The sequence below is a fragment of the Dermacoccus sp. UBA1591 genome (assembly GCF_002322065.1).
In the GTDB taxonomy this organism is placed as follows: Bacteria; Actinomycetota; Actinomycetes; order Actinomycetales; family Dermatophilaceae; genus Dermacoccus; species Dermacoccus nishinomiyaensis.
The window spans coordinates 1-10,245 of record NZ_DCNR01000063.1 but is presented as its reverse complement, the minus strand read 5'-3'; the positions used below and the strand labels follow the sequence as shown (position 1 = coordinate 10,245).

Annotated in this window: 10 protein-coding genes; 5 read left to right on the top strand and 5 right to left on the bottom strand. The window is 70.8% G+C overall.

The window, feature by feature from the left end; genetic code table 11:
• The 3 genes from B2284_RS06945 to B2284_RS06935 all read right to left on the bottom strand — a co-directional run.
• Positions 1–623: thiolase family protein (locus B2284_RS06945; protein WP_476728568.1), on the bottom strand; the 623-nt coding region annotated here is incomplete at its 3' end.
• Positions 624–850: 227 nt separating this feature from the next.
• Positions 851–2,230: an HRDC domain-containing protein gene (locus B2284_RS06940; RefSeq protein ID WP_074045406.1), complete on the bottom strand. Its 1,380-nt coding sequence runs from the start codon at positions 2,228–2,230 to the stop codon at positions 851–853.
• 3 nt (positions 2,231–2,233) lie between these two features.
• Complete coding sequence (locus tag B2284_RS06935; RefSeq protein ID WP_006945278.1) at positions 2,234–2,815, bottom strand: DUF3000 domain-containing protein; 582 nt, start codon at positions 2,813–2,815, stop codon at positions 2,234–2,236.
• 207 nt (positions 2,816–3,022) lie between these two features.
• On the opposite strand from B2284_RS06935, the gene B2284_RS06930 reads away from it, so the two are divergent.
• The gene (locus tag B2284_RS06930; RefSeq protein ID WP_074039206.1) at positions 3,023–3,874 is read left to right on the top strand and encodes a DMT family transporter; all 852 of its coding nucleotides are present in this window, start codon (positions 3,023–3,025) and stop codon (positions 3,872–3,874) included.
• Between the two features lie 51 nt (positions 3,875–3,925).
• Here the strand turns inward: B2284_RS06930 and B2284_RS06925 are convergent, their stop codons facing one another.
• The gene (locus tag B2284_RS06925) at positions 3,926–4,240 is read right to left on the bottom strand and encodes a GNAT family N-acetyltransferase (protein ID WP_074039207.1); all 315 of its coding nucleotides are present in this window, start codon (positions 4,238–4,240) and stop codon (positions 3,926–3,928) included.
• A 111-nt stretch (positions 4,241–4,351) separates the two neighbouring features.
• Here B2284_RS06925 and hemE point away from each other — a divergent pair, with 111 nt between their 5' ends.
• Together hemE and mptB are read left to right on the top strand one after the other, a co-directional pair.
• Entirely contained in the window at positions 4,352–5,449 is a 1,098-nt protein-coding gene (hemE, locus tag B2284_RS06920) for a uroporphyrinogen decarboxylase (protein ID WP_074039208.1), read from the top strand.
• On the top strand, positions 5,424–6,917 hold the full coding sequence (gene mptB / locus B2284_RS06915) for a polyprenol phosphomannose-dependent alpha 1,6 mannosyltransferase MptB (protein ID WP_074039209.1): 1,494 nt from the start codon (positions 5,424–5,426) through the stop codon (positions 6,915–6,917). Before hemE ends, mptB begins: the two co-directional genes overlap by 26 nt.
• 136 nt (positions 6,918–7,053) lie before the next feature.
• Here the strand turns inward: mptB and yczE are convergent, their stop codons facing one another.
• Positions 7,054–7,782: a membrane protein YczE gene (gene yczE / locus B2284_RS06910; RefSeq protein WP_286697322.1), complete on the bottom strand. Its 729-nt coding sequence runs from the start codon at positions 7,780–7,782 to the stop codon at positions 7,054–7,056.
• Positions 7,783–7,988: 206 nt separating this feature from the next.
• Between yczE and hemG the strand changes: the two genes are divergently transcribed.
• A complete protein-coding gene (gene hemG, locus B2284_RS06905) occupies positions 7,989–9,398 on the top strand; it encodes a protoporphyrinogen oxidase (protein WP_286697321.1) in 1,410 nt (469 codons plus the stop codon).
• 46 nt (positions 9,399–9,444) lie between these two features.
• Entirely contained in the window at positions 9,445–10,182 is a 738-nt protein-coding gene (hemQ, locus tag B2284_RS06900) for a hydrogen peroxide-dependent heme synthase (RefSeq protein WP_074039210.1), read from the top strand.
• Positions 10,183–10,245 lie beyond the last annotated feature (63 nt).

Here is a 10,245-nt window from a genome sequence, read left to right as displayed (position 1 = left end):
CCCTTCTCGACGTTGCGCGTCGCGACGGGAACGAGATCCTGCTGGATCTTGCCCTCCGCGTACGCCTTCGCGAGCTTGTTCTGGCTGGCGACGGCGAACGCGTCGCAGCGCTCCTTCGTGATCGCCGGGTAGCGGTCGTGCAGGTTCTCGGCCGTCTTGCCCATGACCAGGGCGCTCGGGTCGACGAGCTTCTCGGCGACGATGCGCGGGTTCGGGTCGGTGCCCTCACCCATGGGGTGACGGCCCATGTGCTCGACACCACCGGCGATGACGACGTCGTACGCGCCGAACGCGATGCCGGACGCGGACGTCGTCACGGCCGTCATCGCGCCCGCGCACATGCGGTCGATGGCGTAACCGGGCACCGACTTGGGCAGACCCGACAACAGAGCAGCCATGCGCCCGATCGTCAGACCCTGGTCGCCGATCTGCGTCGTGGCCGCGATGGCGACCTCGTCGACGCGCTCCGGCGGCAGGTTCGGCTGACGGCGCATGAGTTCACGAATGCACTTGATGACCAGGTCGTCGGCACGGGTCTGGGCGTACATGCCCTTCTCACCGGCCTTGCCGAACGGCGTGCGAACACCGTCGACGAAGACGACCTCATGGAGCGTGCGGGGCACGATGCCTCCCGAAGCTAGACGAAGCTGACGTGCCCAGGCTAACGCGCTTTGTTACCGCTGAGTACGAAAGGGGGCGGATTCGTGCACGGGAGGGGGCTGGGTGAGTCACCCGGCGCTGCGTGCGTCAGTCCTGACTGACCGCACGCAGCGGCACGTGACGCAGCTGCAGCGGGCGTTCGGTGGGCGTGCAGGCACGGCGGGGACCCGTGGGCCGGGCGTGCAGGGCGTCAGCGCGACGGGTGGTCGAGAGCCGCCTCGGCGAGCAGCGGAGCGACGATGTCGCACTGCCACGGGCGAGCTCCGCCGGCGCTCAGCGCCGCGTGCCAGCCGTCCTCGCTCGTGTCGGCGGGCGGTGACCAGATGACGCGGCGCAGCAGATCGGGCGTCACGAGATTCTCGACGGGTACGCGACGCTCCTCGCTGAAGCGCTGCAAGCCGTAACGGACGTCGTCGAGACGCCCGGCCGCTGCCGGGTTCTTGTCATGCCACGCACGGATCGGCGGGGGAGCCGAGGTGCGCTGCGTCGCCGTCGGCAGCTCGCGGTTCGGCAGGGCGTCGGCGGCCTTCAGCGCCGCGAGCCAACGCTCGCCGTAGCGCGCGAGACCCCGGTGCGCAGGACGCGGACGGCGGCGTCGCGCGGAACCGTCACCGACGCGCGGGCGGATGGCGGGCGGGCCGACGAGGCCGGAGGTGTCGTGCGGGTTGCGCCGTGCGAGGTCGATGATGAGGGCGTCGGGCAAAACGCGCCCGGGCGTCGTGTCGCGGCGTTGCGCGATGTCCTCGCGCGTCTGCCACAGGGCGCGAACGCGGGCGAGCTGACGCAGGTCACGCAGGGCGTGCAGGCCGGACGTGCGTCGCCACGGCTCCTTCTTCGGCGTCGGGCCCTCGTAGTCGAGCAGTGCCTCGAACTCCTGACGCGCCCACTCGGCCTTGCCCTGCGCCTCGAGGTCAGCGGCGAGCGCGTCACGCACCTCGACGAGCCGCTCCACGTCGAGCGCCGCATAGACGAGCCAATCGTGCGGCAGGGGGCGCGTCGACCAGTCGACCGCCGAGTGCTCCTTCGCGAGCGTCACACCGACGAAGTGCTCGGTGACGGCGGCGAGGCCGACGCGCGGCAGACCCGCGAGACGTGAGCCGAGTTCGGTGTCGAACAGCTTGCGCGGGCGCAGACCGAGGGCCTTGAGGCACGGCAGATCCTGCGTCGCGGCGTGCAGCACCCACTCCGCACTGCCGATCGCGGTGTTGAGGCTGCTCAGATCGTTGAGCGGGACGGGGTCGATGAGCCACGTACCCGAGCCCTCGCGGCGCAACTGCACGAGATAGGCGTCGTTGCCGTAGCGGAAACCCGAGGCGCGCTCGGCGTCGATGGCGACCGGGCCGTGGCCAGCACGAATGGCGGCGCAGCATTCCTTGAGTTGAGCAGCGGTCGTGATGACGTCCGGGACGCCGTCCGCCGGTGCTTCGAGGAGGGGGTACGCAGGCGTTTCCTGCGGTTCCGGGGATTCACTCGAGGAAGAGCGGGCCGATACAGGCTCGGCGCTCGCTCGCCGCGCTGGCGGGGCTTCGTCGCGGTGCGCCGCGGGTCGTGAGGTGGGGGAGTCGTTCATGGATCAGAAGCGCCCGGGAAGCGCCGTCACACCTTCCGGAACGGGGGGCAGACCGGCGACGGTGCACATGAGGTTCGACCAGCCGAGCAGGTGCGCGGCGATGTTCGACTCGTCGGGCGTCCATGACGCACGGACCTCGAGTTCGACGCTGGAGGGGCGCTCGCCGAGACCGCCGAAGCTCTCGTTGACGACACGGGTGACAGTGCCGGCCTCCGCGGAGTAGGTCGCGTCTGCGTCCTTGAGCGATTCGAGGAGCCAGTCCCAACCGACGGCGCCGAGCGCAGGGTCGGTCGCCATCTCGGATTCGAGTTCGGCGCGCGCGAACGTCACGATGCGCCAGGTACCGTGCCACGCCTCGGGGGAGGCGGGGTCGTGCAGCAGGACGAAACGGCCGGTGCCGAGGACGTCGTCAGCGTTCTTGGGGTCGACGACCTCCGCCGAGAACGCGACGGCGTGCGGGGCGATGCGACGCGGCGCGGGCACCTCGGTGAGGTGCACCTGCGGGCGCACGGCGGCGGCCTTGACCGTTTCGACGACGTCGGCGAAATACGTCGCGTCATCGTGCCTCAACGTGTGCATGCCCATGGCGGTAACCCTAGGGGCGTTATCACGCGAAACCTGGGAGCCACGCCGCGCGGGTCGTCAAGGGCCCCGCCCGGACCCATCGGCGATTCCTGTCCCCATCTGCGATTTTCGTCCACATTCACCAGGAGTGAATGTGGACGAAAATCGCAGATGGGGACAGGCGGTGCGCTGGGGTCTCGCCGGGCGTATGGCCCTAGAGTGGCGCGAATGGTGACGTTCGTGGCGCTGCTCTCCTCCGCCGTGTGGGGCACGGCCGACTTCGTGGGCGGGCTGTGGGCGAAACGCTTCCACCCCGTCAAGGTGGTGGCCCTGTCGCAGCTCGGGGGACTCGTCGCGGCACTGATCTTCTTCGGCGTCGTCTCCCTCTCCGGCACGCACGGCTCGTCCGACTGGACGTCGTGGGCGACGTGGGGCGTCGGCGCGGGGCTGAGCGGCGCCGTCGGGCTGATGTGTCTGTATGCGGCGCTGTCCAGCGGGACGATGGGTGTCGTCTCGCCGATCACGGCGCTGGGCGCGATCGTCCCCGTCGTCCTCGGCCTCGTGCGCGGGGACGCGTGGACGCCCTCGATCGGCATCGGGTTGCTCGTGGCGCTCGCCGGTGCGGTGCTCGCGAGCGGACCGGAACTGAGCGGCGACGTCGGGCGACGCCCCGTCGTCCTCGCGTGCATCTCCGCGCTCGGGTTCGGGGTGTCGCTGTACTGCATGGACGGTGGTGCGCGGCACGACTTGTCGGGAGCCATGCTGGCGATGCGTTGCGGGTCGCTGACGCTGCTGCTGCCGACGCTGTTCGCCCTGCGCTCGAAGGGGCTCGCCCGGGAACCGCTGACGCGCCGCGACGTGCTCGTGCTGCCGCTGCTGGGCATGGGCGACCTGACGGCGAACCTGCTGTTCGCGGCGGCGTCCGCGCAGGGGCAGGTGTCGATCGTCGCCGTGCTCGGCTCGCTGTACCCCGTCGCGACGCTCCTTCTCGCCCGCCTCGTGCTCGCCGAGCGGCTGCGAATGGTGCAACTCGTCGGGGTAGCGCTGACGGTCGTCGGCGTGGTCCTCGTGACGCTGTGACGGGACGTCGGCTCGGCGCCGAGCGCGTCTCGGGGCTGCGCGCGTCCGTCGTCAGCTGACGAAGAACTCCAGTTCCTGGTCGTCGTCGACGCGTGCGCGGCCGACGTGGTGCATGCCGATCCTGCGGGCCACCCGCTGCGAGGCGTGGTTGTCGAGATCGGTGACGGCGACGCCGCGGCGCAGGCCGCCGGCGAGCGCTTCGTCGAGGATGGCGCGCGCAGCCTCCGTCACGTAGCCGCGGCCGGTGTGAGCGGCGTCGACGTCGTCATTCGTCCATCGACGCAGCGTCAGGCGCGGGGTGCGCAGTTCGTCAGTGGGACGTCGGGCGTCGTCGGCGTGCGGCGTCGTCGTCGTGTCGGTCGTCATGGGGCCAGCGTGGGCGGGCGGCTGACGCGCCGCAGGAGCGGGACGGACTGGGAGCGACTTCGACAGGGCCCAACTCCATGTCGGACGAGACGTCACACCCTCGACGCGCGGATGACCGCGTCGCGGCAAGGGGCGCGTGAGAGAATCCACGACGTGACCGAAGTGAACGCAGACCCGCGCAACTCCGTCCTCATCAAGGCTGCCCGCGGCGAGGAGGTGCCGTACACGCCGGTGTGGTTCATGCGGCAGGCGGGGCGTTCGCTGCCCGAGTACCGCAAGGTGCGTGAAGGCGTCGGGATGCTCGAGTCGTGCCGCCGCCCCGACCTCGTCACCGAGATCACGCTGCAGCCCGTGCGCCGCCACGACGTGGATGCGGCCATCTTCTTCTCCGACATCGTCGTGCCGCTGGCTGCGGCCGGTGTCGACCTCGACATCGTCGCGGGCGTCGGCCCCGTCGTCGCCCAACCGTTCCGCACGCGCGCCGACCTCGCGCGTCTGCCCGAGCTGACGCCCGACATGGTCACCGACATCACCGAGTCGGTGCAGTTCATCACCGCCGAGCTCGGTGGCACGCCGCTCATCGGGTTCGCCGGCGCGCCGTTCACGCTCGCGTCGTACCTCATCGAGGGTGGGCCGTCGAAGAACCACGAGAACACCAAGGCGCTCATGTACGGCGATCCGCAGCTGTGGAACGACCTGTGCGCGCGCCTCGCGCAGATCTCGGGCGCCTTCCTGCGCGTTCAGGCAGCAGCGGGCGCGAGCGCCATCCAGCTGTTCGACTCGTGGGTCGGCAACCTGCCGCTCGACGACTACCTGCGCTTCGTCCAGCCCCATTCCCGCACGGCCCTCGCCGCCGTCGACGATCTTCCCGGCATCGACGTGCCGAAGATCCACTTCGGCGTCGGCACCGGCGAGCTGCTCGGTGCGATGGGTGAGGCGGGCGCCGACGTCGTGGGCGTCGACTTCCGCGTCAGCCTGGACGCGGCCCGCGAGCGCACCGGCAACCAGTACGCGCTGCAGGGCAACCTCGACCCGGCGCTGCTGTTCGCGCCGTGGGAGCCGCTCGCGGCGCGTGTCGACGAGATCGTCGCAGCCGGTCGGCGCGCGAAGGGCCACATCTTCAACCTCGGTCACGGCGTCCTGCCGAGCACCGACCCCGACGTCGTCACCCGGGTCGTAGAGCGTGTCCACAGCGTTTCCGCGCGCTGAGCGCCCCGCCCAAGCGCTCACGACGAGCAAGGGGCTGACGGCGCGCGGCGTCGTCGGCTCCGCGCTCGCCATGCTCGGCGGGTTCATGACGAACGACCTGCCGCCGGGCCCGGTGCGCGACGTGCTCGCGCCGCTGCACTGGCTCTACCAGCAGCAGCTGGGGCGCGTCGCGGGCTGGATCATCGTCGCTGCCGGCATGCTGTTGCTCGCGTGGGCCTGGGTCGACCTCGCGCGCGCCACCCGGCACACGCCCCGCGACGGCGTCGCGCAACGCGCGGCGACGGCCGTCGTCCGGCGCCTGACGGCACTGTGGGCCTTGCCGTGGCTCATCGCGCCGCCGATGTTCTCCCACGACGGCTGGAGCTACCTCGCGCAGGGGGCACTGACGCAGTCGGGCCGCGACCCGTACGTCGTCTCCCCGGGGGAGATGCCCGAACTGCTCACCTCGATGGTCGACCCGATCTGGCGCTACACCCCGACGCCATACGGTCCGCTGCCCCTGACGTGGGGCGCCCTGTGCACCGAGGTCGTGAAGGAACCGACGGTTCTCGTGTGGCTGCAGCGCGTCCCGATCATCATCGGGCTCGTCCTCACCGCCTGGGCCGTGCCGCGTCTCGCGCGTCGCCTCGACGTCAGCCCCGCGCTCGCGAGCGCCCTGACGCTGGCCTCCCCGCTCGTGCTCGCCCACGGTTTCGGTGGCGAGCACAACGACGTGCTCCTCATGGGCCTCGTCACGGTCGCGCTCGTGTGGGCAGCGGCGGGGCGCTGGGTGTGGGCCACCGTCTTCGTCGGTGTCGCCGCAGGGGTCAAGTTCACCGCCATCGTGGCCGTCGTCCCCGTCGTGTTGTTGTCATTGCCGGTGGGCGTCGACCTGCGTCGACGCTTCGCCCGCCTCGCACAGGCGGGGCTGCTGGGGGCTCTCGTGACGGCGCTGTGCGGCATCCCATATGGCCTCGGCGTCGGCTGGATCCGCGCGCTCAGCGTGCCGGGCGTCGTCGTCACGCCCGCCTCGATCCCCACGGCTCTCGGTTACCTGCCCCGCTACTTCTTCGGCTTCATCAGCGACGAGGCCGGCGACCTCGCGATGTCGCTCATCCGCGGCGCCGGCATGGGTCTCGCCGTCATCCTTGTCATCTGGGCGGCGCTGCGCCGGCCGACGGGCAAATTGCCGTCGGCGATGGTGACGAACGCGGGAGTGTTCGCCGCAGTCGTCCTGCTCGCGCCCGTCGTGCACTCCTGGTACGCGTTCACCGTGCTGCCGTGCGGTGTGCTGCTCGCGATGCGCACCCGCCGCATCCACCTCGTCATGACGCTCGGGGTGGCGTCCGCGCTCACCGTCATGTGGGACACGACGCTCGCCGGCGCGAGTCTGCTCGTTGCGGCCGTCGTCGTCGCGTCGCACCAGTTCGCGCTGACGCGCCGTCGCGACGACCTACCACCACGGGTGCGTCGCTGGCTGAGTGCCTGAGGTTCGGCGCTCGTTCTTGCGGTTGAGTCACTTCGTGCCACGTGAGTCAGTCCTGACCGACGCGGGTCGCACGAAGTGACTCAGCTGCGCTCGGGAGGCGGGCAGCGCGGTGAAGGTGGAGGGCGGCGGCAGTGGATCAGTGCGCTTCGGGGCCGACGTCTTCATGGGGCGTAGCAGCTCCACGGTGCAGGTCGACGATGAACCACGGCAGGAAGAACTGCACGAGCGGGCCGATGAGCAGGGCGTAGGCCACGGTGCCGAGCCCGACGACGCCGCCGAGCAGCCACCCGATGACGAGGACGCTCACCTCGATGCCGGTGCGGATGAGGCGCAGGCTCGCACCGGTGCGGTGGTGCAGGCCTGTCATCAACCCGTCGCGCGGGCCGGGGCCGAGCTGGCTGCCGATGTACATCGCACCGCCGATGCCGTTGAGGACCAGCCCGAGCGCGAAGACCACCACCTGCCAGGCGACGCCGTGCACGTCGGGCGTGACGGCGAGCGTCGCGTTGAGGGCGAGCCCGATCCAGACGGAGTTCGCGATCGTCCCGAGCCCCGGCCATTGGCGCAGCGGCACCCACAACAGCAGCACGGCGAACGACGTGATGATCGTGACGGTGCCCATGTCGAGCCCCGTGTGTTCGCTGACGCCCATGTGGAACACGTCCCACGGGTCGAGGCCGACATGGCTGCGCACGAACAGACCCATCGCGGCGCCGTACAGCGTCAGGCCGACGAACAACTGGGGCAGACGCAGCCCGAGACGCCCGGCGCGCAGTTGCTCGGCGGGCGTCAGGTTCGACAAGGTTCGGTGACGGCGCCGAGCGTCGCCGGTGGAGGCCGCATCGGCAGGTGGCGGTGTGGGCATGCCCTGCTCTGGAACGTCGGCGGTCGGGTGGGGCGTGCGCATGGCGTCACCCTAGGGGCGAGTCGAGTCTCGTGCGCGTCGTGTCCAGGGGCGCAGAGGCGGCGCAATGATGACGGCCGGTACGCACGTAGGACCTTCGTCACCATCTGGGCCGCAGGCGCCCCCCGACGACGTGGCTGGGGATGCGAGGTGAAATGCTGGATCACATGAAGGTCGGCATCATCGGTGGTGGCATCTCGGGGCTCGTCGCAGCGTGGCACGTCAGCACGACGCACCCGGACGCGCAGGTGACGGTGTTCGACGCGGACGAACGCGTCGGGGGCAAGCTGCGCCAAGAGGTGATCGCCGGGCACGCCGTCGACGTCGGCGCCGAGTCGGCGCTCTGGCGTCGGCCCGAAGTCGTCGCGCTGCTCGCCGATCTCGGCGTCGATTCCGTTCACCCGCAACGCTTTCCAGCGATGCTGTGGTCGCGAGGCTCGCTCGAGGCGCTGCCCGCGGGCACGCTCATGGGCATCCCGTCCGACCCACACGCCGCCGCCGGTCTCCTCGACGACGCCGAGGTCGCGCGCGCCGCCGACGAACGGGCCGTCAGCCTCACCCTCGACGATGCTGACGCCGACATCAGCGTCGGTGACGCCGTCGAGCAGGCACTTGGCTCGGCCGTCGTCGACCGCATGGTCGAACCGCTGCTCGGTGGCGTGTACGCCGGCCACGCGCGCGAGCTGTCGACGCGCGCCTGCGTCCCCGCCCTTTACGCCGCGCTGCGCGCCGGCACCCCGCTGACGCAGGCTGCTGCGGCGGCGTCGTCGGCCGTTTCGTCGAACGACGCCCGCCAGGTGTTCGGCGCACCCGCCGGGGGCATGGGGTCGTTGCCCGAGAAACTTCGCGAAGCCCTCGACGCCAGAGGAGTGGCGATCCGCACCGGGGCCACCGTCACAGACCTGCGTCGCGCCCTCGCGCACCGCGCCGGCTGGCACGTCGAGGTCGACGTCGAGGGCCTGCCCGAGCCGCATACGTTCGACGCCGTCGTCCTCGCGACGCCGGCGCCCGTCACAGCCCGATTGCTCGCCGACCTCGCGCCCGAGGCGGCCGACGCGCTCGCCGAGATCGAGTACGCCTCGATGGCCATCGTCACCTACGCGTTCGATTCGGCTGTCGCACAGCAGCTTCCGCAGGGTACGGGCTTCCTCGTCCCGCCCGTCGACGGCCGCACGATCAAGGCGTCGACGTTCTCGTCGATCAAGTGGCCGTGGCTCGCCGAGGCTGCCCCCGGCGTCACGTACGTGCGGGTCTCGCTCGGACGCCACCGCGACGACGCGATCCTCGACGAGGGCGACGACGCCCTCGCCGCAGCGGGCTTGGCCGACCTCGAGCACGCCCTCGGCCACCCGCTGCCGACGCCGCGCGATCAGCACGTGCAGCGCTGGCGGGACGGGCTGCCCCAGTACGCCCTGGGCCACCTGGCGCGCATCGAACGGGCTGAGGACGCGCTCGCCGACCTGCCCGGACTCGCTGTCGCAGGGGCCGCGATGCACGGTGTCGGCATCCCCGCGTGCGTCGCGACGGCCCGCGCGGCCGCCGATCGCGCCGTCACCTCGAGCGCGCCCCGCGCCTAGACTCTCCACCAGAATCCGAAGAAGTGCCACGACAAGGAGGCGGACGATGACGTCCGAGACGAACACCCCCGCAGACACCGCGAGCAAGGCCGAACCGAAGCACGTCATGGTCGATCGCATCAACGGTTCGCTGGTGTACGCGATGTGGTCGGTCTTCTCCGTCTCCAAGGAGATCGACGGCGACCGCGACGCCATCGCCACCGAGGCGCAGGCTTTCCTGGACTCGCTCGCCGACACGGGCGTCACCGTCCGCGGCGCTTATGACCTCGCCGGCCTGCGCGCCGAGGCCGACCTCATGCTGTGGATGCACAGCGAATCCGTCGACGAACTGCAGAGCGCCTACCGCGGATTCCTCGCGACGCAGCTCGGGCGTCACCTCACGCCGTTCTGGTCGAACATGGCGATGCACCGTGTCGCCGAGTTCAACCGCGGCCACATCCCCGCGTTCATGGCCGACGAGCGTGCCCGCGAGTACATCTGCGTCTACCCGTTCGTGCGCAGCTACGACTGGTACCTGCTGCCCGACGAGGAGCGCAAGAAGATGCTCCACGACCACGGCATGGCCGCGCGCGAGTACCCCGACGTGCGCGCCAACACGATCGCCTCGTTCGGTCTCGGCGACTACGAGTGGATCCTCGCGTTCGAGGCCGACGACCTGCACCGCATCCTCGACCTCATGCGCGAGATGCGCTACACCGAGGCGCGCCGTCACGTGCGTCACGAGATCCCGTTCTTCACCGGCCCGATGACGACGATGGACAAGTTCGTCTCGCGTCTGCGCTGACGCTCTCGCGTGGCCGCGCGGGGCGAGGCAATCGTCGCCCGGTCATGACGAAGGCCCGGTTCG

Coding starts and splice junctions, on each gene's coding strand:
- B2284_RS06940 (WP_074045406.1), bottom strand. CDS start 2,230: ATGAACGACTCCCCCACCTCACGACCCGCGGCGCACCGCGACGAAGCC.
- B2284_RS06935 (WP_006945278.1), bottom strand. CDS start 2,815: ATGGGCATGCACACGTTGAGGCACGATGACGCGACGTATTTCGCCGAC.
- B2284_RS06930 (WP_074039206.1), top strand. CDS start 3,023: ATGGTGACGTTCGTGGCGCTGCTCTCCTCCGCCGTGTGGGGCACGGCC.
- B2284_RS06925 (WP_074039207.1), bottom strand. CDS start 4,240: ATGACGACCGACACGACGACGACGCCGCACGCCGACGACGCCCGACGT.
- hemE (WP_074039208.1), top strand. CDS start 4,352: ATGACCGCGTCGCGGCAAGGGGCGCGTGAGAGAATCCACGACGTGACC.
- yczE (WP_286697322.1), bottom strand. CDS start 7,782: ATGCCCACACCGCCACCTGCCGATGCGGCCTCCACCGGCGACGCTCGG.
- hemG (WP_286697321.1), top strand. CDS start 7,989: ATGAAGGTCGGCATCATCGGTGGTGGCATCTCGGGGCTCGTCGCAGCG.
- hemQ (WP_074039210.1), top strand. CDS start 9,445: ATGACGTCCGAGACGAACACCCCCGCAGACACCGCGAGCAAGGCCGAA.